Raw genomic sequence first — 24,994 nt, forward strand, 5'->3', positions numbered from 1 at the left:
GATGTAGCTGAACATCGCCCCCTGGAAGTCTTGACTGCCTCTCATCGTGCTCGTCTGCGTTGTTCTCGGTTGGCCTCAGATCGTACCGCCCGACGCGGGGGGTGGCGAGGGATTTTTCAACGGCCTGTTAATCTGCATTATCAACATATCGCAAAGCGCAAAAAATTTCAATATGGCACGCGCCGGATCGCTCGTGGGCCTTCAAGGTGGAGCCGCATCTGACGCATGTGCGCAACTTCATCGACGCCGAGCGTCTGCCCAATCAGGTGGGCAATCAGCGCTTTGTGCTGTTGCGCTACGCCAACGTGTCGGCGCGGCTGTACGGGGTGGACCTGTCGGGGCACGCGGACTTGGCGCGCAACGACTGGGGCGCGTGGGGTGTGCGGGGCCAGTTGAGCTACCTCAAGGGCCGCAACCGCATCACGGGCGATGGGCTCTACCAAATCATGCCCCTCAATGCCCGCATCAGCCTCACGCACCGCGTGGGCACGTGGGACAGCGCGTTGGAGCTCGTGGCCGTCAAGGCCAAGACCGATGTGTCGCAGGTGCGCAACGAGGTGCGCACGCCGGGCTACGGTCTGCTCAACGTGCGCACCGCGACCCGTCTGGGCCGGGGCAAGCTGGAACTGGGGATCGACAACCTGTTCGATCGCTTGTACCGCCTGCCCACGGGTGGCGCGTATGTGGGGCAGGGTACGACCATGACCAACCCCATGCCACCCAATGTGCCGCAGTGGGGCACGGCCGTGCCGGGGCCTGGTCGCACGGTGTGGCTGGCGTATCAGCAGGCGTTCTAAGCGCCGCCGCAGCGATCCGCCGCCGGACACGGCCGGGCGCGCGGCGTGCGGGTGCCCCGGCACGCCGCCCCCGGGCCATGTTCCCGCTAGAATGCTCGTCATGCTCCGGGGTGTCCACCGTGTGTGGGCTGAGACGGCCAGTGCCGAACCCGCGAACTTGATCCGGTTCATACCGGCGGAAGGAGAGCTGCCACCCGTGGCGCGGGGTGGTCCAAGCCTACCGGGCGCATCGGCGCCTGGGGGCGGTGGGTCGCAGCGCCAGTGGCGGGGATGCTTCGGAGCGTGTCGTGCCACCCCTTGAAGGAGACCGCCCCGTGAACGCCCCCACCGACCGCTTCCTGGCCACCGAGGCCCAGGTGGACCCTGCCGCCGTCGCGCCGCTGCCCCGATCACGCAAAATCTATGTGCAGGGTTCGCGCCCGGACATTCGCGTGCCCATGCGCGAAATCCAGCAAAGCGACACCCCGGCCGCCTTCGGCGCCGAGCCCAACCCGCCCATCTTCGTGTACGACACCTCGGGGCCCTACACCGACCCGGCGGTGCACATCGACATACGCCAGGGGCTGCCGGCGCTGCGCCAGCGCTGGATCGACGAGCGCGGCGACACCGAGTGGCTGCCCGACCTCAGCAGCGCCTATGGGCGCGCGCGTGCGGCCGATGCGGCCCTGGCAGCGCTGCGCTTTCCCGGGCTGCAGCGACGCGTGCGCCGCGCCAAGCCGGGCGCCAACGTCACGCAGATGCACTACGCCCGCCGTGGCATCGTCACGCCCGAGATGGAGTTCGTCGCCATCCGCGAAAACCTGCGCCGACGCGAATACCTGGCGTCGCTCCAGGCGGCCGGCCCCACCGGGCAGAAGTTGGCCGCCATGCTCGGCCGCCAGCACCGCGGACAGGCTTTTGGCGCCCAGATACCGGACGAGATCACGCCGGAATTCGTGCGCGATGAGGTGGCGCGCGGCCGCGCCATCATCCCGGCCAACATCAACCACCCAGAAAGCGAGCCGATGATCATCGGCCGCCACTTCCTGGTCAAGGTCAACGCCAACATCGGCAACAGCGCGGTGACCTCGTCGATCCAGGAGGAGGTGGACAAGCTCACCTGGGCCATCCGCTGGGGGGCCGACACGGTGATGGATCTGTCCACCGGCAAGCACATCCACGAGACGCGCGAGTGGATCATCCGCAACGCGCCCGTGCCCATTGGTACCGTGCCGATCTACCAGGCGCTGGAAAAAGTCCACGGCAAGGCCGAAGAGCTCACCTGGGAAATCGTTCGCGACACGCTGATCGAGCAGGCGGAGCAGGGGGTGGACTACTTCACCATCCACGCGGGCGTGCTGTTGCGCTACATCCCCCTGACCGCGCAGCGCATGACCGGCATCGTCAGCCGTGGCGGCTCCATCATGGCCAAGTGGTGCCTGGCGCACCACCAGGAAAACTTCCTCTACACCCACTTCGAGGAGATCTGCGAGATCATGAAGGCCTACGACGTGGCCTTCAGCCTCGGCGACGGCCTGCGCCCGGGCTCGATTTACGACGCCAACGACGAGGCGCAGCTGGCCGAGCTCAAGACGCTGGGCGAACTCACCCAGCTCGCCTGGAAGCACGATGTGCAGGTCATGGTCGAGGGGCCTGGCCATGTGCCGCTGCACCTGATCCGGGAGAATATGGACTTGCAACTGCAGCAGTGCCACGAGGCGCCCTTTTACACCCTGGGGCCGCTGACCACCGACATCGCGCCAGGCTACGACCACATCACCAGCGCCATCGGCGCGGCCACCATTGGCTGGTACGGCACCGCCATGCTGTGCTACGTCACGCCCAAGGAGCACCTGGGCCTGCCCAACAAGCAAGACGTCAAGGAAGGCATCATCACCTACAAGCTCGCCGCCCACGCCGCCGACCTGGCCAAGGGGCACCCCGGGGCGCAAATCCGCGACAACGCGCTGTCCAAGGCGCGCTTCGAGTTCCGTTGGGAGGACCAGTTCAACCTCGGCCTGGACCCTGACCAAGCGCGCGACTTTCACGACGAGACGCTGCCCAAGGAGTCGGCCAAGGTGGCGCACTTTTGCAGCATGTGCGGCCCGCGCTTTTGCAGCATGAAGATCACGCAGGAGGTGCGCGACTACGCCGCGCGCCACGGCGTGGGCGAAGCGCAGGCGTTGCGCAGCGGGATGCAGGAGCGCGCTGCGGCGTTTCGCCAAGCTGGTGGCGAGGTTTACGTGCCGCTGCCACGCTCCTGAGGCGCGCTGCGATCCGGCGGCGCCACCCAGCGCCACAACAACCCCGCAGCGCCCAGCGCGCAGGCGGCCGAAAAGCCAAAGGCCGCCTGCACCGAGACGTGCTCGTAGAGCGCGCCAAACACCATCGAGGCGGGCAGCAGCATCAAGCCCGCCGTCATGTGGTACCAGCCGTAGGCCGTGCCCCGCAGACCAACCGGCGCGAGATCGGCGACCAGGGCCTTTTCCACCCCTTCGGTGGCGGCCAGAAACACGCCATAACACGCGAACAGGGCGTACAGCGCCCAACCGGTGGGCGTGCCCAGGCCCAGCGCCACGTACACCGCCGCGTAAATGAGGTGCCCCGCCACCAGCAGCCCGCGCCGACCCAGGCGGTCCGACAGCCCCGACAGCGGCGCCGACAGCGCCATGGCGATGGCCGACACCACCGCCCACAGCAGCGGCACCTGGGCCTGCTGCAGCCCCAGGTCAGCCGCGCGCAGCAGCAAGAACATGTTGGATGAGTTGCCCAGGGTAAACAGCGCCACTGCGGCCAGGTAGCGCCGGTAGGTCGCCGGCAGCGCCCCCCAGCCGGCCAGGTTCCAGGAGGGCCCCGTGGCGGTCGGTTGGCCCGCGGTCCGGGTGGGCTCGCGCAGCAGCGCCGCCAGGGCCAGGCACACACCCGCGGGCACCAGGGTCCCGAGGAACACGTCGCGCAGCGGCATGCCGCTGGCCAGCAGCGCGGCGGCCAGCAGCGGGCCGATCACCGCGCCCGCGTTGTCCATGGCGCGGTGCACGCCAAACGCCAGCCCGCGCCGATCGGGTGGCACGCTGGCGGCCAGCAGCGCATCGCGCGGCGAGGTGCGCAAGCCCTTGCCGACACGGTCGGCAAAGCGAATCGCCAACAGCGCTGGCCAGCTCGATACCACGGCGATGAGCGGCCGTGCCAGCCCGGCCAGGCCGTAGCCGGCCACGATCCAGGGCTTGGTGCGCCGGGCGCGGTCCACCCAGACGCCCGAGACCAGTTTGAGCAGGCTGGCGGTGGCCTCGGCGATGCCCTCGATGATGCCCAGCGCGCGCGGGCCCGCCATCAGCACCGAGGTCAGGTACAGCGGCACCAGGGGGTAGACCAGATCGGAGGCCGCGTCGTTGACCAGGCTGATCAGCCCAATCAGCCAGACGGTGCGCGGCAGCGCGCGCAGGGTTTGCCACATGCGTTTCGCTCCCTTGCGCCGCCACGGCGCGACAGGGCCATCATGATAGCCCCTGGGCTGACGCTGCAGGCCGCGCGTGTCTGTGCTACAGTTGATGAGCTTTGCGGGTCGCTTTCCCCCGCGGGCGTCGTTGTCCCTGGTGGGCGGTTGCCCGCCACACCACCCGGGCCGCCAGCCAGCCCACGCTGCGCTGCCCCCGATTCAGCGCACTCTCCGGCAAGCTCCCTTACCGTTCGTCGATCGGTGTCGACGTCCGTCTTGCGCGGCCCGCCGGGGTCAGCGCGCGCACCCCACAGGAGGCCCCCATGGCCAAAGAAGAACTCATCGAAATGCGTGGCACGGTGGACGAGGTCCTGCCCGATTCGCGCTACCGCGTCACCCTGGAAAACGGCCACTCGCTGGTGGCCTACTCCGGTGGCAAGATGCGCAAGCACCACATTCGCATTTTGGCCGGCGACCGCGTGTCGCTGGAACTCTCGCCCTACGACTTGAGCAAGGGCCGCATCACCTTCCGCCACCTCGAGCCGCGCGCGCCAGGCGCGCCCGCGCCGGTGCGGCGCAAGACGCGCTAAACGCCAGACGCGCGCAGGCGCGTCACTTGCCCCAACTGTCTTTGAGGCCGGTGATGCGGTTGAAGACCAGGCGCGCGGGCGTGTGGTCGTGGCGGTCGGCGCAGAAGTAGCCGTGCCGTTCGAACTGAAAACGCTCTTCCGCCCGGGCGTTGGCCAATGACGGCTCCACGTAGGCGCGCACCACCGTCAGGCTGTTGGGGTTGAGCGCCGCTTTGAAGTCCTTGCCGCCCGCGTCGGGCTGCGCGTCGGCAAACAGCCGGTCGTACAGCCGCACTTCGGCCGGGACGGCTTCGTGCGCGCCCACCCAGGTGATGGTGCCTTTGACCTTGACGGTGTCGGCCCCCGGGGTGCCGCTCTTGGTGTCGGGCACGACGGTGGCCAGCACCGCGGTCACCTGACCGTTGGCGTCCTTTTCGCAGCCGGTGCATTCGATCACGTAGCCGTATTTGAGCCGCACCTTGTTGCCGGGGAACAGGCGGAAGTAGCCCTTGGGCGGCTGCTCCATGAAATCCTCGCGCTCGATCCAAATCTCGGGGCCCAGGCTGAACTGGCGCTGGCCGAGTTCGGGCCGTTGCGGGTGGGCAGGGGCGGTGCAGGGCTCGCGGTGGTCGGCGCTGCCGAACACATCGGCCCAGTTGGTCAGCTTGAGCGGGACGGGGTCGAGCACGGCCATCGCCCGCGGGGCTTTGCCTTCCAGGTCGTCGCGCAGCGCGATTTCCAGGCTGCTGTAGTCGATCCAGCCGCCGGCCTTGCTGACGCCGGTGCGCTCGCAGAAGAGCCGGATGGCCTCGGGCGTGTAGCCGCGGCGGCGCAGGCCGACGATGGTGGGCATGCGCGGGTCGTCCCAGCCGCTGACGATCCCTTCGTCCACCAGTTGCTTGAGCTTGCGCTTGCTGGTGACCACGTAGGTGAGGTTCAGGCGCGCAAACTCGTACTGGTGCGGCAGGTTGAAGGGCTCGATCTGGTACGCCTCCAGCGCTGCCGCCAGCAGCGGGGTGAACTGGTGCGTCTGCGTCTTGAGCAGTTCGAAGAAGCGGGGCAGGTCGCGCAGCACCGCCTCGCGGTCATGTTCCCATTTCGTGAAGAGCGCGCGCATCCGCCGCTCGGGTTCGGTGTTGGGGCCGAGCTTGTGCGCGTGGTTGTGGCAGTGCAGCGCAAACTCTTTGCCCGCTTCCACGCCCTGTTGCTCGATGCGCTCGATCAGTTGTTGGGCCCGCTCGAACTGCGGCGCGCGCAGGATGGGCACGATGCGCTCGAGCAGCCAGTCGTAGAAGGGGCGCTGGTCCTCGAATTCCAGGGTGCAGATGCTGTGGGTGATGTTTTCCAGCGCGTCCTCGATCGGGTGCGCGAAGGTGTACATCGGGTAGATGCACCAGGTGTCGCCGGTGTTGTGGTGCGTCGCGTGCTTGATCCGGTAGATCGCCGGGTCGCGCAGGTTGATGTTGGGCGAGGCCATGTCGATCTTGGCGCGCAGCACCATGGCGCCGTCGGGGAAGCGGCCGGCGCGCATCTCGCGAAAACGCGCCAGGCTCTCCTCGGCCGGGCGGTGGCGGTAGGGGCTGTCGATGCCGGGCTCGGTGAGCGTGCCGCGGTTGGCCCGCATCTGCTCGGGCGTCTGCTCGTCGACGTAGGCGTGGCCCGTCTCGATCAAATACTCGGCCGCCCGGTACATGAAGTCGAAGTAGTCGCTGGCGTAGTAGAGGTGGCGGGTGCCGTGCGCATCCCAGCTCCAACCCAGCCACTTCACGGCATCCAGGATGGCATCGACGTACTCCTGCTCCTCCTTCTCGGGGTTGGTGTCGTCGAAGCGCATGTGGCACACCCCACCGAATTCCTGCGCCAGGCTGAAGTTGAGCCAGATGCTCTTGGCATGGCCGACGTGCAGGTAGCCGTTGGGCTCGGGCGGAAAGCGCATGCGCACCTTGGCCGGGTCCGGCCCGCCCTGCTCGTGGTGCGTGCCGTCGCCCGGGCTGCCGGCCCAGCGGCGGCCGCGGTAGCGGCCCTGGAGCAGGTCGCGCTCGATGATGTGGCGCAAAAAGTTGCTGGATGCGGTGGAGGCGGCCGGGCCGGTGGCCGCGTGCGGGGCGTGTTCGCTCATGGCGCGATTTTAGGTCGCGCCCGCGGCCAGGCAGACCCGGTTGCGGCCCTCACGCTTGGCGCGGTAGAGGGCCGCGTCGGCCTGGTTGATCAGGTACTGGTAGTCCGGGTGGCCGCTGTAGGGGGCCACGCCGAGGCTGGCGGTCAGCGACAGCTCGGCCCCGTTGGGCAGCACATAGCGGTGGGTGGCGATGCGCTGCCGAATTTTGTCGGCCTGCTGCAGCGCCTGCTCCGGTGTGACGTCCACGAGCACGACCAGAAACTCCTCGCCGCCGTAGCGAAAGACGAAATCGCTGGAGCGCACCTGGTTGAGCAGCGTGCCGGCGGCTTGCTGCAAGACCGCGTCCCCCGCATCGTGGCCATGGCGGTCGTTGACCGCTTTGAAGTGGTCCAGGTCGAGCAGCAGCAGCGCAAAGGCCAGCCGCTGGCGTTGGGCGAGCTGGATTTCGCGCGAGAGGATGGCGGGCAGAAACCGCCGGTTGAGCAGCCGGGTGAGGGCGTCGCGGCCGCTTTCGAGCTCGACGTGGCGCTCGAACAGCATTTGCACCAGGTATTGCAGGTTGTCCAGCTCGCTTTGCAGGTCCACCAGCAGCGCCGCGTGCGCCGGGTCCTGGCGGTTCGCGCGGGCCAGGCGCGGCAGCAGCACCTCGTCGATGCGCTGCAGCGCGGCGTGCACCAGTTCCACCTCGGGGGCGCCATCGAACAGGTTGCTGCCTTTGTGCAGGAACCACAGCCCGAACTCGGCGTTGCGCAGCGCGGGCAGCACCTGCGGGCTTTGCTCGCGGTGCAGCGTGAACAGCACCTCCTGGCCCCAGCTCGCGAGCAAAAAGCGCTGCCGCTCGCGCTCGACCTGCAGGTTCTGCGTCAGGGCGTGCAACCGGAACGCCTCTTCGCTGCGCACCACGCGCTGGGTGTCGCGCACATACGACTCCGCCATCAGCTCCAGCGCCAGGTCGAACAGGTCGCCGATGGTGACCAGGGCGGCTTCCGCGAGTTCCGGCGCCAGGCCGTCGCGCAGCAATGTGACGAGCAAGCGCCCCTTGAGGAAGCGCGCCCCGCGCGCCACCAGGTAGATGGGCAGTTGGATGCGTGCGTGCACCTCGCCCACGTGGCGCTGGTGCGCGACGATGGCGTCGAGCTCCTCCCGCGTGTGGGGGGCAAAGAGCTCCTCCAGCCAGCGCTACATCGACGCGTGCAGGCGCTGATGCACGATGTCGGCATCCAAAAACAGCCGACCCTGCGGGTGTTGCAGCATCTCGGCGTAGAACGCCTCGGCCAAGGCGGCTTTGTGGGTGCGCACGACGCGGCCGATGTGCTCGCGCACGGCGGCAGGCGTGCGCGCCAGGATCGAGGACCATTCCTCGACAGGGCTGAGATGTTCCATTTGTTTTATTTTTTATTTTTGAATGATATTTTTGATTGTATCGTGCAGGCGATCGGGGGCCTGTCTGCCCCGGGCGGTGCGGTGTTACAGGCGGTTACGTGCGATACACGACCGACATACCCAACGCCGCCGATCGGTGGTGCAATGGCCCCATGGACACCAAACGCTTTGCTTTACGGGTGCGCTGGCAGCGCTGGCTGCCGGTGGCGTTGCTGGCAGCGGCCGGTGCGGCGCAGGCCGGTGATGTGTACTGGTCGATAGGCGTGCACCAGCCTGGGGTGACGGTTGGGGTGGGCAACGTGCCGCCCGTGATCGTGGCGCCGGCGCCGCGGGTGGTGATGGTGCCACCCGTGCCGGTGGTCGTGCCCCCGGCGGTGGTGTATGCGCCGGTCTATGGCTACGCCGTGCCGCCGGGGCACCGCAAGCACCGCCACTGGCACCGCGGCCACGACGAGTGGCGCGGCTGGCGCGACGACGACTGGCGTCGCCACGACGGCTGGCGCGACCGGCGCTGACCGCGCCGAGCCGGGGTGCGCGCCGGCGCACGGCCAGCAGCGCCGGCGTTGGCCGTTACACTCGGCGCTTTGCTGCTGCCTGTCGTGCCCATGGATGTCGCCTTGCTGCTCCAGGCCGCCCTGATGGGGGTGGTCGAGGGGCTGACCGAATTTTTGCCCGTTTCCTCCACCGGCCATCTGATCCTCACGGCCGCGGCACTTGGCCTCACGGGCGAGACGATCAAGGTGTTCGAGGTGGTCATCCAGACCGGGGCCATTTTGGCCATCGTCGGCCTGTACTGGCAGCGCCTGATCGCCACCCTGCGGGGTTTGCCGCGCGAGCGGCAGGCGCAGCGCTTCACCGTCAACGTGCTGCTCGGGTTTTTGCCGGCGGCGCTGGCGGGGTTTGTGTTCATCGGGCCGATCAAGGTGGTGCTGTTCAACGCCTGGGTGGTGGCGGCCGGCTTCATCGTCGGCGGGCTGATCATGCTGTGGGTGGAGGCGTGGTATGCGCGCCAGCCCGTGGCGCGCGTGGCCGACGTGGATGCGCTGGGCTGGCGCGACGCGCTGGCCGTGGGGGTGATCCAGTGCGCCGCGCTGGTGCCAGGGGTGAGTCGCTCGGGGGCCACGATCATCGGCGGCATGGCGCTGGGACTGTCGCGCCGGGTGGCGACCGAGTTCAGCTTCTTCCTCGCCATCCCGATGCTGTTTGGCGCGGCCGCTTATGACCTGTACAAGCACCGCGCGCTGCTGGCGGCGTCGGACGTGCCCATGTTTGCGGTCGGGCTGGCAACCTCGTTCGTCTCGGCCTGGGTGTGCGTGCGGTGGCTGTTGCGCTACGTGGCCAGTCATACCTTCGTGCCGTTTGCGTGGTACCGCATCGGCTTTGGCGTGTTCATCCTGGCCAGCGGCGCGTTGGGCTGGGTCAACTGGACGCCGTAAAGTCCCGCAGCGCGCGGTCGATGGCGGCGGCCGTTTCCTCCGGCCTTTCCATCGGGAACAGGTGGGTGCCCTCGATGAATTGCAGCCGCGCCGACGGTTCCTTGCCGCACAGGCGGTGGGTCATGTTCAAGCCGACGCGGCGCATTTCCTCGGACTGCGTGCCGCCAACGAAGGCCACCGGGCACTGCAGGGGGTGGCGGCGCAGCAGCCGGTCCAGGTGGTGTGGGAGCGTGTTGTAGATCGCGGTTTCGATGTCGCGGTCGAAGCTCAGCACGCGCTGCGTGCCCTCCGGCGTGTGCACATCGTGGGTGCCGTGCGCGATGTAGTCGGCCAGCACGCGCGGGTCCCAGCGGGCGAAGGCGCGTTTGTGGCGGAAGTGCTCCAGCGCCTCCTGGGCGTTGGCCCAGCGGTTGCGGCGCTTGCGGCTGATCTGCCCGGGCGAGACCGCGCCGATGAGGCGCGTGTGCTTGGCCGCGGCCAGGGCGCGCGCCTTCCAGCCGCCGAGCACCGGCGAATCCAGCATGACCACGCCGCGCACGGGCTGCCCGGCCAGCACGGGGTGGCGGGCGGCGCACATCAGGCTCAAAAAACCGCCGAGGGAGTGGCCGACGAGGAACAGCGGCGTGTCGTGCGGGCCGACATTGGCCTGCACGAAGTCGGCCAGCTGCTGCACCAGGTGTGGCCAGTTGCTGGTGACCGGGTAGCGCGGGTCGTGCCCGTACTTGTCCACGGCCATGACGTGGTAGCCGCGCTCGCGCAGGGCCTGGAACAGCACGTTGTACGTGCCGGCGGGGAAGCTGTTGCCGTGCGAAAAGACGATGCAGGGGCGGTGCGTGGACGTGGTCATGGGGTCAGATGGGAGGTTCGGCAAGGTCGTTGGGTTGGCACAGCGCGGCCCGCAGCGCGTCGCGCAAGCCGCCATCGCGCTGGGTGTGCCGGCGCGCTGCGGCAAGCAGCGCGTGCGGGCCGCCGGGCAGCAGCAAGGTCAGGCGTTGGCGCGCGCGCGTGATGCCGGTGTAGAGCAGCTCGCGCGTGAGGATGGGATTGTCCGGGTCCGGCGGCAGGGCCAGCAGCACGTGATCGAACTCGGATCCCTGGGACTTGTGCACGGTCAGGGCGAAGGCGGTTTCCAGGTGGGCGAGTTGCCCCGGCAACGCCCAGCGCACGCCGCCGGGCAGGTCGGGGGCGGCAAAGGCGGCGCGCCAGCGCACGGCCGCGGCGGGTGCGCCCCGCGGCGCGGGCAGGGGCAGCACCAGGCCCAGGTCACCGTTCATCAGCCCCAGCTCGGGCGCATTGCGCGTAACCAGCACGGGACGCCCGGCGTACCAGCCGTCGGGCGAGGTGACCTCGGCCGGCAACAGCCCTTCGGCGCGCAGCAGCTGCACCAACCGTGCGTTGATGCCGCGCACCCCCCAGGGGCCTTCGCGCAGCGCGCACAACACCTGCACGCCACCGTGCAGCGCCAAGGCGGTGCGCGCCCAGTGGTCGAGTGCGGCCGGGCTGTCGTCTGCGGGCCCCTGGCGCAGGTGGCGCAGCAGCTCGGCCCAGGCGGGCAGCAGCACGCCGCGCCAGGCGTGTTGGGCGGCGGTATCGCCGCGGGCGTCGGCGGGCGCGGCGGGCATCAGCACCGCGACATCGGCCGCCGGGCGCTGCAGCAGGGCCTGAAGTTCGTCGACATTGCCGGCGTTGACCGCCGCGGCCCAGCGTCCGATGCCGCTGCGCGCGTCGAAGCGCCGGCTGTGGCGCAGCATGACCACCGCTTGGTCGAGCGGCTCGCCCGCGGGGTCTTGCAGCGCTGCGGGGATGGTTTGTCCGGTGGCCGCGCAGGCCCAGTCGGCCAGCGCCGGCGTGTAGTGGCCGTCACGGGCACGGGCGCACAGATGCGCCAGGACCGAACCGGCCTCGACCGAGGCGAGCTGGTCGCGGTCGCCGATGAGCACGAGCCGGGTGTGTGCGGGCAGCGCCTGCAGGGTGTCGTGCAGCAGCTCCAGGTCGATCATCGAGGCTTCGTCGATCACCAACCAATCGAGCCACAGCGGATGCCGCGCGTCATGGCGCGCGCCCGTGCCGTCGCTGTGGCGGCCGATCAGGCGGTGCACGGTCTGGGCGCGCGCCGGCAGGTGGGCGCGCAGCGTGGCCGACTGGTCGGCATCCAGCGGCAGGGCCAGCCAGGGCAGGTGGTCGATGGCCGCGCCGATCGATTGGTCCAGCCGGGCGGCCGCCTTGCCGGTGGGGGCGGCCAGCCCGATGCGCAGGGGGCGCCGGCCCTGCTGGATGGCGAGACCCTGCAGCAGGGCCAGCAGCCGCACGACCGTGGTGGTTTTGCCCGTGCCGGGACCGCCCGTGAGCACGAACAGGCTGGTGCGCGTGGCCAGCGCGCAGGCCAGGCGCTGCCAATCGGGCGCTGGCGAGGTGGGCGATGGCGAGGCGGGCACCGGGCCAAAGAGCGCCTCGATCCAGGGCCGCAGCGCGTTTGCGTGTGGCACCGGTGGCGGGTTCTGCAGCCGGTGCGCGAGCGCGCGGGCGACGGCCTGTTCGCTGGCCCAATGACGCCACAGGTACAGGCGCGCACCCTGGCGTACCAGCGGGGTGAGCACGTCGCCGTCGCCGATCCAACCCGGCGCATCCAGGCTGGTGGGGTCGTCGCGCCAGCACTGGGCCAGCCAGCGTTCGCACGGCCCCGCGCTGGCTGAGAGGGCATCCAGGTCCAGGCAGACATGGCCGTCGCCGACGCGCCGGCTCAGGCACGCGCTGGCGAGCAGTGCCGCCACCGGCGCCTGCGGCGCGCACTGGGCGCCGAAGCGCGCAAAGTCCGCATCGACGGCCCGCCACTCGCCGCTGGCCAGTCCGCGCTCCAACCACACGTGCAGGGCGTCGTCCCGGCTCATGCGCACGCAGCCTCCGGCGTTGCGGCGGGGTGGCCTGCCAGCGCGGCATCGAGGCGCTCGATGAGCTCCACGGGCGCGGGCAGCGCGAACACACCGCGCGTGGGCGCCTGCACGCCGCGCCAGAACACGCACAGGGCACCGCCCAGATGCGCAGCGGGCTGGTAGCGCGGCAGGCGCTGGCGCAACAGGCGGTGCAGGGCGACCAGGTAGAGCACGGCTTGCAGTTCGTAGCGGTGTTCGAGCACCGCGCGTTGCACGGCGTCGTGGGTGTAGGCCTCGTCAGCGGCGCCCAGCGCGTTGGATTTGTGGTCCAGCACGTAGTAGCGCCCCTGGTGCTCGAACACCAGATCGACGAAACCCTTGAGCATGCCATGCAGCGTGGCCTCGCGCAGTGCCGGTCGGGGGGCGTTGTCCAGCGTGGCTTGCCGCACCCAGGCGTCGAGCCGCGCTGCGTCCAGCCGTGCCGTGCCCAGCCAGAATTCCCATTCGGGTTGCACGGTGTGCAGAGCGGCCAGACAGGTGACCGGTGCTTGCGGCGCGGGCAGGGGCAGCGGCGCGTGGACGATGGCCTGCACCCACTGGGCCAGGTCGGCGCTGTCTGTCGCGAGGTGCGCACCGGGCCAGCCGTGCTGGGCCAGCACACGCTCCACCCGTTGTTGCAGGGCGCTGGCGTGCGTGACCGCGCGCGCAAAGCCGGTGCGCGCGCAGTCCTCGAGCACGGCGTGCAGGGCCGTGCCGGTCAGGGCCCCGCGCGGCAGCCGGTGCCAGGGGGCGGTGTCGGCGGCTGCGGGGGGCGTGGCGCTGGGCGGTACGCTGTCCCCACCCGGTGCCGCCGTCCCCTCCAAGGCTGCGTCGGCACCGTCGTCGGCGATGGCGCTTTCCACCAGCTGCTCGTCGCGCGCGCTGGCCGGCGCATCGGGGCTGGTGTCGGTGGGAGCCTCCGGCGGTGCCGCGGGGGTGGCCGGCGCCAGCAGCGCGGAGTAGCTCGCGATCCACCAGCCTGGCCGGGGTATCGCGGGGACGGTCCATGCCGCCCGCGCCACTGGCGCCCCCTGCGGGCCGGGCGCCGACGGCGCGCAGCGCACGGCGGGGGCATCGGGTTGGCAGCGTTGCACGGCGATGGCGATGCCCGGTGCCAGCAGGGACGCCAACGCGGCTTCCAGCGCGGCATCGGGGGCACCTGCTGGCAACGCGGTGATGCCCAGCAGGTGACCCAGGGCGCTGACGGGCAGTTGGTCGGTGGCGGCCAGCCCAATCCACGCGGCGTGGCACGCACGTGTCAGGGCCACGTAGAGCCGGCGCAGGTCTTCGGCCCACCGCTCGGCCTCGGCCTGCGTTTGCGCCTCGAGCCAGCGCTCGCCCTCGTCGCTGAACGTGACCTGCAGCCGCCCGTCGGCGTCGTGCCAGGTCAGGACACCGACGCCGCCGGAGCGCGCGCGTGTCGCGTCGCGCACGCGCGCGTGCATGGCGAACGGGTAGCACACCACGGGGTATTCCAGCCCTTTGGACTTGTGCACGGTGACGAGGATGACGCGGTCGCGTTCGCTCTCCAGCCGCAGCTGGGGGGTGGCGCTGTCATCGCCCTCAGGGAGCTGCCCGGCCAGCGCCCGGTGGCGGGCCCGAAGCAGGTGCTGCAGCACCGCCGCCGGTTCGTGCCGGCCGCTTGCGGGGGCCGCGGCGCTTTGCAACAGCTCCGCCAGGTGCAACAGGTTGGTCAGCGCCCGCTCGCCGCGCGGCGCGCTGGCGTGCGCATGGAGCAGCCGCTGCGGGACGTGAAAGTCGTGCAGCAAGGCGCGCACGGCAGGCAGCACCCCGTGGCGTTGCCACACGGTGTGGTAGTGCGCAAAGCGCGCGAGCAGCGCTTCCCAGCGTCCGTCGTCGGTCTGCGCGGCTTCCAGCTCGGTTGGGGTCCACCCCAGACTCGGGGTGGCCAGCGCGGCCCGCACGGCTTGGGCGTCGCCCGGGTGGGCGCAGGCGTGCAGCCAGCGTTGCAGATCCTCGGCCTCGGGGCTGGCGTACACCGACTCCCGGTCGGACAGGAACACGCTGGCCACGCCACGCGCTTGCAGGGCGGCCTGCAGCGCGGCGGCTTCGAAGCGGTCGTTGACCAGCACGGCGATATCGTCGGGGCGCAGCGGCTGCCAGCGGCCATCCGGCGCGCGAAAGCCGGTCTGGCCCGCGCTGGCGGTTTGCAACCAACGGGCCACGCGGTCGGCACAGGCTGCGGCCATGGCGTCACGCAGTGCGGTTTGGGTCCAGGGTTTTCCGGCGGGCGTGGGCAGCAGCCCGATCGTGAGCGCGGGCGCATCCGCATTGCCGGCGTCGCACCAGCGTTCCGGGCGTCCGTGGGCGTGCACGGGCACGAAGGGCAGCGCATGGTCGCCGCCGCCGCCCATGCGGAAGGCGCCCTGCGGCGTGCGCCGTTCGGCTTGCTCGAACAGGTGGTTGACCGCAGCCACGTAGGCGTGGCTGGAGCGCCGGTTGGTGTCGAGCCGCCACAGGCGTGTCGCGCACGCGCGCCGCGCCTGCAAGTAGCTGTGCACGTCGGCCTGCCGGAAGGCGTAGATCGCCTGCTTCGGGTCGCCGATCAGGATCAGGGCGGTGGCCTCCGCCGGCGCCTCCAGCCCGTAGATGCGTTGCAGGATGCGCAGCTGGACCGGGTCGGTGTCCTGAAATTCGTCCACCAAGGCCGCCGGGTAGCGCGCGCGCGTGCGCGCCGCCAGCGCCGGCCCCAGCGGTCCGTCCAGCGCCTGCGCCAAGCGGGTCAGCAGTCCGTCAAAGCCGATCTCGTCGCGCTCGGCCAGCCTTTGTTCCACGCGCCGCTGCACCCACACCGCGGCCAGCCGCAGGACGCCCGCCATGGGGCAGGGCAGGGTTTTGAGGGCCGGGCGCAGGCGCGCCAGCGCATCCCACAACGGCAAGGCGGCCACCGCCACGGGGACTGCGGTTTCGGGTTGGCGCAGCAGGTGTTCGCGCGTCAACCGTTCCCACCCCGTGCCCAGTGACGGTTCGCCGTCGTCATCGGGGTCGTTGACCCAGTCCGACAGCCGCTGCATCCACGCCCGTGCGCTGGCGGGCTGACCCAAGACCCGCCACAGGCCGTGGGCGTCGATGGCGGCGCCGGCGGCCTGCACGCACGGCGCCAGCTCGGCCTTGAGCCGGGCCAGCGCCGCGCGGCGCTGGTCTTGGCCGACCTGCAGCACCTGCGCCACGGTCATGTGGGCCAGCGCCGGGTCGAATGCCGTGCCCTGCGCCGCATGGGGCAGCAGCGGCCGCACCGCTTTGCCGAGGGCGTCGGGGCTGTGCCAGCGGTCGACCACCGCTTGCGCCTGCTCCGCGGGCAGCGTTTGCACCTGCAGGCGCCACAGGTCGGCCACCGCCTCGTCGATGAGGTCGCTCACGTCGGGCCGCAAGGTCAGCGCAAACGGCACCCCGCTCAGAAACGCCTGCTCGCGCAGCACCCGCTGGCACCAGCCGTGCAAGGTCGAAATGGCGGCGTCGTCCATGGCATCGGCCGCGATGTGCAGCCGCTGCGCCAGCGCCCCCCAGTGGGCTGGCGGGTAGAGGTCGCGCAGCTGGGCGATGGGGCGCAGGGGATCGGGGAAGTCGGCAGCCGCGCGTTGGCCGTCGGCAAACACGGTGGCCGTTTCGCCCAAACGGCGGCGGATGCGGTCGCGCAGCTCCTGCGTGGCGGCCTCGGTAAACGTGACGACGAGGATCTCGCGCGGGTGCAGCGGTCGCTCGATGGCGGCCACCGCACCCGGGTGCGGCCCAAGGATGAGCCGCAGGTAGAGCATGGCGATGGTCCAGGTCTTGCCGGTGCCGGCGCTGGCCTCGATGAGCTGGCTGCCGTGCAGCGCAAAGGTGGCGATGTCGAGGACGCGTGCGGTATTCGTCACGGGGTGTCCTCCGCGGGGGCGTGGGGTGGGGGCACCGCGGCATCCATGAGCGGACGCAGCAGCGCCTCGGCGGCGCGCAGCAGCGGACTGCGGGCGGCCTGTTCGAGCGGGCCGGCCAGCGCCGTGAAGTCCGGAAAGGCCAGCCGCCAGTAGGCGTCGCGGTCGCGCACGCCCGCTTGGTACTCGTCGCCGTCGTAGCGTTTGCACCCCTCGAGCCAGGCGCTGGCGGCGTCGCCATCGCGGCGCTGCAGGTGTTGCAGCATGCGCACGCCCACCTCGGGCGGCAGCGGGCAGGGCGCAGCCATGCCGTGCAGCCAATGCGTCGCCAAGGCGCGCCATGCGGCCTCGGCCACCTCGGCCGGCAGCGGCTTCAGGGCGTACAGGCCGCGCGGGCTGAGCACCCAGGTCCACACCGGGCCATGGGCGCGGTGGTGGGCCAGGTGCTGCACCCAGGGTTCGAGCAGTTTGTGGTGGCGCACGCGCAGCCCGCTCTTGGGCCCGTTGGCGTCCACCAGGGCGCTGCCCTGGCACACGAGCACGGCGCGCTCGCCGTCGGCCGCGGCGTATGGGGGGGCAAAGGCATCGCGGATGTGCAACGTGCCGCCGTCCAGATCGAGACGCTCGTCGAGCACGACCGGCTCGGCGGCGCGCGCCGGGTAGCGGGCGCGAAACGCCCGCACCGCGCGTCCGATGCGGGGCACCGCGTCGCGCCAGTCGCCCGCCTGCGCCACCCCCACCGCACCGGCGGGCCACAGGCCGCGCCAGACCGCGCGCTGCCACACCGTGTCGCAGGTGGCCAGCAGCACGGCATCGTCGTGACCCTGCCACGCGGCGCGGGCCGCCGCGCGGACCCAGGCGTCGTCGATGCGCCAGCGCGTCAGGCCGTCGGTGTCAAACGGTTCGCTGTCGTCGGCCGGCGCGTCGGCCTCGGTCAGATCGACCCGCAGGCGCTGGCGGTAAAAGGCGCGCGCCGGGTGGCGCAAAAAGTCGGCCAGCGTGCGCAGATCGATGGGGGTCTCGTGGGGCCAGGGGGGCAGCGTTGCCGCGCAGGGCGCGACCGCCGGTGCACGGCCCGACGGCAGCCACTCGTGGGCGTAGCTGAACCAGCGTTGCGTGGGTGAGGGCGGCGTGCCGTCGGTGGCGTCGCGCTGGAAGTAGGCCGCATCGAAGGGTTGCAGGCGGTGCTGCGTGGTCAGCGCCTCGAGCAGCGCCGGGCCAGCCCCTTCGCCCTCGTGGCCGGCAAGCCGCCAGCCGGCGGCCAGGTGGTCGCGCAGCTGATCGACCAGCACCGAGGCGGCACGCTCGTGGTCGTCGAGCGCGCTGCGCCCCACCCACGACAGGGTCAGGCATTCGCGCGCCGACAGCAGCGCCTCGAGGAACAGGTAGTGGTCCTCGTGGCGGCGCTGCCGGTCGCCGGGACGCGGGTGGGTGGCCATCAGGTCGAAGTCGTCGGCCGGTTGGCGCCGCGGGTAGGCCCCATCGTGCAGCCCCAGGATGTGGATGTGCCGAAACGGCACCGCCCGCATGGGCAGCAGAGTGGCGATGGTGACGGCGCCGGCCAAAAACCGTTGGCCGGGTGGCGCCGGGGTGGCGCGGACCAGCCAGGCGTCGGCCACCACGGCCACGGGCAGCTCGGCATCGCCCGCGGCGGCGGCTTCGTCCGCCCACTCGATCAGCGCCGCGCGCAGGCGCTGCAGGGCTTGCCATTCGGCCGGGTCGGGCGCCTGGGGGTCGAGCGCCAGACAGTCGTCGAGCAGGGCCTGCAGCCGTTGTCGCCACTGCGCTGCGGATGCTGGGGTTTCCAGTGTGGCGGCGTGCCGCTCCAGCGCATCGAGCAGGCTTTGCAGGCGCGCGAGCAGGGGCGCTTCCAGCGGGGCGACACCGTGCGCGGGCACGTGGTCCTGCCACTGCCCGTCCACCGGCCCGGTGGCGTAGCCCAGCCACAGGCGGCGCAGGCCGTCGCGCCAGGTCAGGCGCTGGGCGGCGCCGTCCGCTGCCGCGACCAGACCGAGGCGCTGGCGGTGCGCCGCGTCCAAGCCCCAGCGCACGCCGGCTTCGCCGAGCCAGCGTGCCAGCGTCTCCAGATCCGCCGCGGTGAAGCCGAAGCGGCGCGCAAACGCCGGGATGTCCAGCCAGCCCAAAACCTCGCGCAGCGTCAAGCGGCTGCGCGGCAGCGCGCACAGGCCGCGCACCAGCGCCACCAGCTGAGCGCCGGTGGCGTCGGCGGCGTCGCTGATGGCGTAGGGGATGTGGCGCGGGTCGTTGGGCGGCAGGCGGCCGAAGACGGCATGCACCAACGGCGCGTAGGTGGCCACATCGGGCACCATGACCAGGATGTCGCGCGGTTGCAGCGTGGGGTCCCGGTGCAGCGCGGCCAGCAGCCGGTCGTGCAGCGTCTCGACCTCGCGCAGCGCGGTGTGGCAGATGTGAAAGCGCAGCGAGGCGTCCTGGGCGGGATCGACGGGGGGCCACAGGTCGCGTGTTTCGTGCAGCGGGCGGCCGTGCAAGATGTCGTCTTGCAGCTGGGCCAACAGGGAGCCGGTGCTGCCGGCCGGGATGGGGGAGGCGAACAGGTCCACCCGCTGGCCCAAGGCTTGCAGCGCGGCGTCGAAGCGGTCACGCACCGGGCGCTCTTCGTGCGCCTGCAACAAGGCGATGAAGTCGCGCCCCTGGCGTCCCCAGGCCGCCAACAGCGGGTGGCCGTGCCGGGCCGTGTCGCCGGGGGCGAGCTGTGGCGGGCTGCCCGGGCGGCGGGCCTGGCGGGCGCGCCAGTGGGCGTCCAGGCGCGCCAGCCACACCGCATCGGGCACCATGTCGGCCCAGTGGTAGCGGCAGGGGTTGAGCACGCACACCAACACCTGCGACCAGCGCGACACCAGCGCCAGCGCCTCCAGCGTTGCGGGCGGCAGCCCGCTCAAGCCAAACACGGTCAGGCGCCGTGGCAGCCCCGCGGGCCGCGGCTGGTCCGGGTGGCGGCGTGCCGCGGCGACGAAGGCGGCGTGCCAATCGGCCCGGCTCAAGGCCGGCGCGGGGCTGCCCGTGTCGGCCGCGGCGTTGGGGGCAGTATCGGGGCCGGTATCGGGGGCGGCCAGGGCGTCCTGGCGCACCGCACGCCACAGGTGAGCCTGCCAACGGGCATCGTCGGGCAGCGGCTGGCGGTGCCCCACGGCATCGCCGATCTGGTCGTGGCCCGCCGCCCAGTCGCGCAGCCAGTCGGCCCGGTAGACCTGGTACTGGTCGTACAGATCGGCCAGGCGCCGCGCCAGTTGGCCGCGGCGCCGTCCGTCGGGGTCGTCGGCCAGGTAGCGCGCCAGCGGGGCATAGACCTCGGCGTCCGGCCCGCTGCACAGCACGGGCAGCAGCCGCCACAAGCGCCAGGTCATGGGGCCCTCGTCGAGCGCTGCCGTCTCGGACACGGCGTCCTCACCCAGCAAGACGCGGTAGGTGTGCCACAGCCACTGCGCGGGCAGCCGCAGGTCCAGGCTGGCGGCTATGCCGTGCGGGCCAGCGGCCAGCGTCTGCCGCACCCACTGGGCCACACCCTGCGAGGGCACGAGCCAGGTTTCCATCTCCAGCGGCGCCAGCGGCCAGCGTGCCGTCCATTGCATGGCCAGGGCCAGCAGATCCTCGGCACGGTTGCCATGCACCACGAGCAGGCCGGACGGTTGGTCGTCGGCGCTGCCCGCGTGCGTGGTCGTCTCCCTGGCCGTGGCGTGCATGGCGCGATGTTAGCAACTCGCCCGGCACCGGCGGGCGCGGATTGCGGTAAGGTTGCGCCCCATGAGCAAGGCGTTTACCAAGGAAGTCGACCACGGGGACGATGACGAGCTGCCCGATGTGCGTGTGCCCGGGGGCGGCAAGAACTACATGACCCCGGCGGGCTACGCGCGGTTGCGCGGGGAGTTGATGCACCTGATCGACGAGGAGCGCCCGCGCGTGGTGGAGACGGTGGCCTGGGCGGCCAGCAACGGCGACCGCTCGGAAAACGGCGACTACCTCTACGGCAAAAAGCGGCTGCGTGAGATCGATCGGCGCATCCGCTTTCTGACCAAGCGGCTCGAGCGCGCCGAGGTGGTGGACCCCAGCGTGCACCACGGCAAGGATCAGGTCTTTTTCGGCGCGACGGTCACCTACGCGCGCCGCGACGGCAGCGAGGTGACCGTGACCATCGTCGGCATCGACGAGGCTGACAGCATCCACGGCCACATCAGCTGGATATCGCCGGTGGCGCAGGCGCTGCTCAAGGCCCGTGAGGGTGACGAGGTGCGCCTGCAAACGCCCGGCGGGGTGGAGACGCTGGAAATCCTGGAGGTGCGCTATCCCGCGCCTGCGGCCGCCGACGCGGGCTGACACCGGGTAGGGGCGGCGGGGCCGGGGCGATCCGGGGTCAGTTTCCCGGCTCGTGCGGTCGCACCGGCCGCTGGCGCTGGGCGCGCAGCACCGACGGTGTGCGGCGCAGCTGGCGCAGCACGCGCGCCAAATGGGCGCGGTCACTGACGGCAATCGTAAAGCGCAATTCGGTCGTGCTCTGCGCCGCCTCGTCGCCCATGTGGATGTGGGTGATGTCGGCCTCGGCCGCCGCGATCGCCGCCGCCACCCGCGCCAGCACGCCCTTGCCGTTGGTGACCGTGACCAGGACCGTCGATTCGAACGGCCGGGTGAGCTCTTCGGCCCACTCGACCTCCAAAAACCGTTCGCGATCGCGGTGCAGCAGCCGCTGAACCACGGGGCAGTCCTCGGTGTGCACCGCCAGCCCTTCGCCGCGGCCCAGGTAGCCGACGATGCGATCCCCCGGGATGGGCCGACAGCACGGCGCATAGACGACCGAGCTGCCCTCGCTGCCGTCGAGCGTGACCACGCCTTGGCTGGGCTGGTCCTCCGCCGGCATGCCAAAGCGCTCCTGGCTGATGAGCAGCACGTTGGGCCGGGTGCCGGCTTCGGCCAACAGAGAGGCAAGCTTTTTGCCCACCATGCCGGCGATGCGCCGCCCCAAGCCGATGTCGATGAGCAGCTCGTCGCGCGAGCGGTTGCCGGTAAAGCGCAGCAATTTGTCCCAGATCGCCTGCCCGGCCTCGTCGTCCCCGGGCAACTGGGCGATGCCTTCGGCGCGCAGCGCCTGTTGCAGCAGCCGGTCGCCCAGGGCGCGCGATTCCTCCTGCGCCAGGGTCTTGAGGAAGTGGCGGATTTTGGAGCGTGCCCGCCCGGTTTTGACGAAACCCAGCCACGCCGGGTTGGGCCGTGCGTGTGGCGAGGTCACGATCTCGACCACGTCGCCGTTGTGCAGCTCGGTGCGCAGCGGTACCTGCTCGCCGTTGACGGTGGCGCCGATGGCACGGTGCCCGACATCGCTGTGGATGGCGTAGGCAAAGTCCACCGCCGTGGCGCCGCGCGGCAGCGCCATGATGCGGCCCTTGGGCGTGAACACATAGACCGAGTCCGGGAACAGGTCGATGCGCACGTGGTCCCAAAATTCGCCCGAGTCCTTGGTCTCCTGCTGGATATCGAGCAGCGACTGCAGCCATTGCGCGTTGAGCGCCTGCCCCGCCGTGTCGCTTGCGCCGCCGGCCTTGTAGAGCCAGTGGGCCGCGATCCCCGACTCCGCCACGACATCCATGTTGGGCGTGCGCAGCTGGAATTCGATCGGCGTGCCAAACGGCCCCACCAGGGTCGTGTGCAGCGACTGGTAGCCGTTGATCTTGGGGATGGCGATGTAGTCGCGGAATTTGCCCGGCAGCGGCTTGTAGAGCTGGTGCAGCACGCCCATGGCGGTGTAGCAGTCCAGCACCTGCGGCACGATGATGCGAAAGCCGTAGATGTCCGTCACCTGCGCAAACGACAGGTGTTTGGTGTCCATCTTGCGGTAGATGGAGTAGAGGGTTTTTTCGCGCCCGGCGATGCGCACCTCGATGCCACTGCCAGCAAAGGCCGCCTCCACCTCGCCCTGCACGCGCGCGATGAGGTCTTTGCGCCGCGCCCGCGAGCGCGCCAGCGCCTTGGACAGCGCCTGGTAGCGCCAGGGGTGCAGGTGGCGAAAGGCCAGGTCCTGCAGCTCGCGGTAGAAATTGTTGAGCCCCAGGCGGTGGGCGATCGGGGCGTAAATATCGAGTGTCTCACGGGCGATGCGGGCCCACTTGTGGCGCGGCATGTCGCCCATCGTGCGCATGTTGTGCAGGCGGTCGCCGAGCTTGATGAGGATGACGCGCACATCACGCGCCATGGCCAGCAGCATTTTGCGGAAGGACTCGGCCTGGCCCTGCTCGCGGCTGTCAAACGCCAGTTTGTCGAGTTTGGTCAGACCGTCCACCAGGTCGGCCACCGCGGCGCCGAAATGTTCGACCAGCTCGGCCTTGGTGACGCCGCAGTCTTCCAGCACGTCGTGCAGCAGCGCGGCGCACAGGGCCTGCGCGTCGAGCTTCCATTCGGTGCAAATCTGCGCCACCGCGATCGGGTGCGTGATGTAGGGATCGCCGTTTTTGCGCAACTGCCCCAGGTGGGCCTGGTCGGCAAAGCGGTAGGCTTTGCGCACCAGCTCGATGTCGTGGCTGCTGAGGTAATCCAGCCGCGACTCCAGCGCCGCAAAGCTGGCCGCCGCCGCGCTGGCCGCGGCCTGGGGCGGCGCAACGGGCGCTCGGGCGCCGAGGCTGGCGACCTCGGCCGGACTCAGGGTGTCGACACTCACCCCCCTAATGTAAACAAAAAAGGCGCCCCGTGTAGGACGCCTGTTTGGGGTTGCGGGGCGCGCGGTGTCAGACTGGCACTTTGCGCAGCATCTCCAGGCCAACCAAGCCCGCGGCGATCTCGCGCAGCGCGGTCACGGCCGGCTTGTTGCGCGTTTCGATCTTGGGCGCGTGGCCCTGGTTGAGCATGCGCGCGCGGTAGGTCGCGGCCAACACCAGCTGGAAGCGGTTCGGGATTTTCTCCAGGCAGTCCTCGACGGTGATGCGTGCCATGCAAACCTCCGGCAATACGTGGGAATGTCAGGAAATATCGAGCGCCCGAAACACGTCGGCGCGGGCACGACGCTGAGCCGCCACCCGCAGGCGCTGCGAATGCGTGATCGTTTTCAGATCGAACAGCGCGCGCTCAAAAACTTCGTTGATTATAACGTAGTCGAACTGATCGACATGCGCCATCTCCTGCGCCGCATTGCGCAGGCGCAGCGCAATGACCTCCTCACTGTCCTCGCCACGGCGTTGCAGGCGCCGGCGCAGCTCCTCCCAGCTGGGTGGCAGGATGAAAATCAACACCGCGTTGGCAAACTGGCGCCGGATTTGCAGCGCGCCCTGGTAGTCGATTTCGAGCACGATGTCGGCGCCGGCGGCGATCTTGTCTTCGATCGCCTTGCGCGAGGTGCCGTAGCGCCGGTCGTGCACCCGCGCCCATTCGATGAAGGCGTCGGCCGCGATCATGCGGTCGAACTCCTCGTCGCTGACGAAGTAGTACTCGCGCCCGTGCACTTCCTGGCCGCGTGGCGCGCGCGTGGTGTGCGAAACCGACAGCTCCATGCGCGAGTCCACTTCCAGCAGCGCCTTGACCAGGCTGGATTTGCCGGTGCCGCTGGGGGCCGCGACGACGAACAGGTTGCCAGGATACTCCATAGGGGTCATTCGAGGTTTTGGACCTGCTCGCGCATCTGTTCGATCAGGACCTTCATGTCCACCGAGACACGGGTGAGGTCAAGGCTGGCCGATTTGGCACCGAGTGTGTTGGCCTCGCGGTGCAGCTCCTGGATCAGAAAGTCCAGCCGCTTGCCGACCTCGCCGCCGCGCTGCAGCAGGCGTTCGATTTCGCTCAGGTGCGACTGCAGCCGCGTGAGCTCCTCGGCCACGTCCACGCGGATCGCAAACGCCGCCGCCTCGGCCAGCGCGCGCTCCTGCAGGGCGGTTGGGTCGGCAGGCGTGGCGCCCAGTGCCTCGTGAAAGCGCTGCAAAAACCGCTCGCGCTGCTGCGCCACGACTTGCGGGATCAGCGGCTCGGCCTGGGCGGCCAGCGCGCGCAGGGCGGCCACACGCTCGCGCAACATGGTCTGGAGGCGCGCGCCCTCGCGTGCGCGCGCCGCGTTGAAATCCTCCAGCACGCGCTCGGTCAGCGCCAGCAGCGGTGCACTCCAGTCCAGCGCGGCGCCAGCGCTGCGCTGGGCCAGCTGCAGGGCCTCGGCCACCGACAGGCCCCGCGCCTGCGGCAGCCACGCCTGCACCTGCTCCTGCAGGCCGGACAGCCGCTGCAACACCGCCGCGCTCGGGGCGGGCAGGCCGCCATCGGCGCGTTGCTCGACCCATGCGCGCAGCTCCACCTTGCCGCGCCGCACGCGCGCCGCCACACGCTCGCGCAGCGCCGGCTCGGCGTGGCGCAGCTCCTCGGGCAGGCGCAGCGACAGGTCCAGAAAACGGCCGTTGACCGCGCGAATTTCCACGCCCAGGCGGCTGCCGCTGGCGTCGGTGCTGGGTTCGCCCGCGGCGCATTGGCCCGCGGCGTAGCCGGTCATGCT

At 70.6% G+C, this 24,994-nt stretch carries 18 protein-coding genes and 1 riboswitch; of the genes, 6 read left to right on the forward strand and 12 right to left on the reverse strand.

What is annotated here, in order from left to right; all coding sequences use genetic code 11:
- Positions 1 to 206 precede the first annotated feature (206 nt).
- Both Tther_RS03475 and thiC read left to right on the forward strand, forming a co-directional pair.
- Entirely contained in the window at positions 207 to 797 is a 591-nt protein-coding gene (locus Tther_RS03475; RefSeq protein WP_185974995.1) for a TonB-dependent receptor, read from the forward strand.
- A 96-nt stretch (positions 798 to 893) separates the two neighbouring features.
- Positions 894 to 998: riboswitch (TPP riboswitch) on the forward strand.
- 113 nt (positions 999 to 1,111) lie between these two features.
- The gene (gene thiC, locus Tther_RS03480; RefSeq protein ID WP_143900958.1) at positions 1,112 to 3,040 is read left to right on the forward strand and encodes a phosphomethylpyrimidine synthase ThiC; all 1,929 of its coding nucleotides are present in this window, start codon (positions 1,112 to 1,114) and stop codon (positions 3,038 to 3,040) included.
- On the opposite strand, the gene Tther_RS03485 is transcribed toward thiC, so the two are convergent.
- Entirely contained in the window at positions 3,016 to 4,230 is a 1,215-nt protein-coding gene (locus tag Tther_RS03485) for an MFS transporter (RefSeq protein ID WP_143900960.1), read from the reverse strand. The genes thiC and Tther_RS03485 overlap by 25 nt on opposite strands.
- A 305-nt stretch (positions 4,231 to 4,535) precedes the next feature.
- Between Tther_RS03485 and infA the strand changes: the two genes are divergently transcribed.
- Positions 4,536 to 4,802 (forward strand): translation initiation factor IF-1, encoded by a 267-nt coding sequence (gene infA, locus Tther_RS03490; RefSeq protein WP_143900962.1) that lies wholly within the window; start codon positions 4,536 to 4,538, stop codon positions 4,800 to 4,802.
- A 22-nt stretch (positions 4,803 to 4,824) separates the two neighbouring features.
- On the opposite strand, the gene Tther_RS03495 is transcribed toward infA, so the two are convergent.
- From Tther_RS03495 to Tther_RS03505, 3 genes are read right to left on the reverse strand one after another with little or no spacing between them, the layout of a single operon-like run.
- Complete coding sequence (locus Tther_RS03495; RefSeq protein ID WP_143900964.1) at positions 4,825 to 6,900, reverse strand: glutamine--tRNA ligase; 2,076 nt, start codon at positions 6,898 to 6,900, stop codon at positions 4,825 to 4,827.
- Positions 6,901 to 6,909: 9 nt separating this feature from the next.
- Positions 6,910 to 8,073 carry a GGDEF domain-containing protein gene (locus Tther_RS03500; protein WP_342781757.1) on the reverse strand — a complete coding sequence of 388 codons (1,164 nt, stop codon included), beginning with the start codon at positions 8,071 to 8,073 and terminating at the stop codon, positions 6,910 to 6,912.
- 6 nt (positions 8,074 to 8,079) lie between these two features.
- Positions 8,080 to 8,283, reverse strand: a complete 204-nt coding sequence (locus tag Tther_RS03505) for a globin family protein (RefSeq protein WP_143900968.1) — start codon at positions 8,281 to 8,283, stop codon at positions 8,080 to 8,082.
- Positions 8,284 to 8,435: 152 nt separating this feature from the next.
- Between Tther_RS03505 and Tther_RS03510 the strand changes: the two genes are divergently transcribed.
- On the forward strand, positions 8,436 to 8,798 hold the full coding sequence (locus Tther_RS03510) for a hypothetical protein (RefSeq protein ID WP_143900970.1): 363 nt from the start codon (positions 8,436 to 8,438) through the stop codon (positions 8,796 to 8,798).
- A gap of 90 nt (positions 8,799 to 8,888) precedes the next feature.
- On the forward strand, positions 8,889 to 9,719 hold the full coding sequence (locus Tther_RS03515; protein ID WP_143900972.1) for an undecaprenyl-diphosphate phosphatase: 831 nt from the start codon (positions 8,889 to 8,891) through the stop codon (positions 9,717 to 9,719).
- On the opposite strand, the gene Tther_RS03520 is transcribed toward Tther_RS03515, so the two are convergent.
- The 4 genes from Tther_RS03520 to recC are packed head-to-tail and all read right to left on the reverse strand — an operon-like array spanning position 9,703 to position 20,225.
- Positions 9,703 to 10,566: an alpha/beta hydrolase gene (locus tag Tther_RS03520; RefSeq protein WP_143900974.1), complete on the reverse strand. Its 864-nt coding sequence runs from the start codon at positions 10,564 to 10,566 to the stop codon at positions 9,703 to 9,705. The two genes, Tther_RS03515 and Tther_RS03520, sit on opposite strands and share 17 nt — an antisense overlap.
- Before the next feature lie 4 nt (positions 10,567 to 10,570).
- The gene (recD, locus tag Tther_RS03525; protein WP_143900976.1) at positions 10,571 to 12,607 is read right to left on the reverse strand and encodes an exodeoxyribonuclease V subunit alpha; all 2,037 of its coding nucleotides are present in this window, start codon (positions 12,605 to 12,607) and stop codon (positions 10,571 to 10,573) included.
- Positions 12,604 to 16,506 (reverse strand): exodeoxyribonuclease V subunit beta, encoded by a 3,903-nt coding sequence (recB, locus tag Tther_RS03530; RefSeq protein ID WP_185974996.1) that lies wholly within the window; start codon positions 16,504 to 16,506, stop codon positions 12,604 to 12,606. The genes recD and recB overlap by 4 nt, the downstream gene beginning before the upstream one ends.
- The gene (recC, locus tag Tther_RS03535) at positions 16,503 to 20,225 is read right to left on the reverse strand and encodes an exodeoxyribonuclease V subunit gamma (protein ID WP_143900980.1); all 3,723 of its coding nucleotides are present in this window, start codon (positions 20,223 to 20,225) and stop codon (positions 16,503 to 16,505) included. Before recC ends, recB begins: the two co-directional genes overlap by 4 nt.
- Before the next feature lie 61 nt (positions 20,226 to 20,286).
- On the opposite strand from recC, the gene greB reads away from it, so the two are divergent.
- Positions 20,287 to 20,856 (forward strand): transcription elongation factor GreB, encoded by a 570-nt coding sequence (gene greB / locus Tther_RS03540; RefSeq protein ID WP_143900982.1) that lies wholly within the window; start codon positions 20,287 to 20,289, stop codon positions 20,854 to 20,856.
- A gap of 37 nt (positions 20,857 to 20,893) precedes the next feature.
- Here the strand turns inward: greB and Tther_RS03545 are convergent, their stop codons facing one another.
- The 4 genes from Tther_RS03545 to Tther_RS03560 all read right to left on the reverse strand — a co-directional run bounded on the left by Tther_RS03545 (position 20,894) and on the right by Tther_RS03560 (position 24,991).
- Entirely contained in the window at positions 20,894 to 23,170 is a 2,277-nt protein-coding gene (locus Tther_RS03545) for a RelA/SpoT family protein (protein ID WP_143901076.1), read from the reverse strand.
- Positions 23,171 to 23,252: 82 nt separating this feature from the next.
- On the reverse strand, positions 23,253 to 23,456 hold the full coding sequence (gene rpoZ / locus Tther_RS03550; RefSeq protein WP_143900984.1) for a DNA-directed RNA polymerase subunit omega: 204 nt from the start codon (positions 23,454 to 23,456) through the stop codon (positions 23,253 to 23,255).
- Between the two features lie 27 nt (positions 23,457 to 23,483).
- Positions 23,484 to 24,104, reverse strand: coding sequence for a guanylate kinase (gmk, locus tag Tther_RS03555; RefSeq protein ID WP_143900986.1), 621 nt, complete (start codon positions 24,102 to 24,104; stop codon positions 23,484 to 23,486).
- Between the two features lie 5 nt (positions 24,105 to 24,109).
- A complete protein-coding gene (locus tag Tther_RS03560) occupies positions 24,110 to 24,991 on the reverse strand; it encodes a YicC/YloC family endoribonuclease (protein ID WP_342781755.1) in 882 nt (293 codons plus the stop codon).
- Positions 24,992 to 24,994: the final 3 nt, after the last annotated feature.

It is taken from the genome of Tepidimonas thermarum (assembly GCF_007556705.1).
Lineage (GTDB): Bacteria > Pseudomonadota > Gammaproteobacteria > Burkholderiales > Burkholderiaceae_C > Tepidimonas > Tepidimonas thermarum.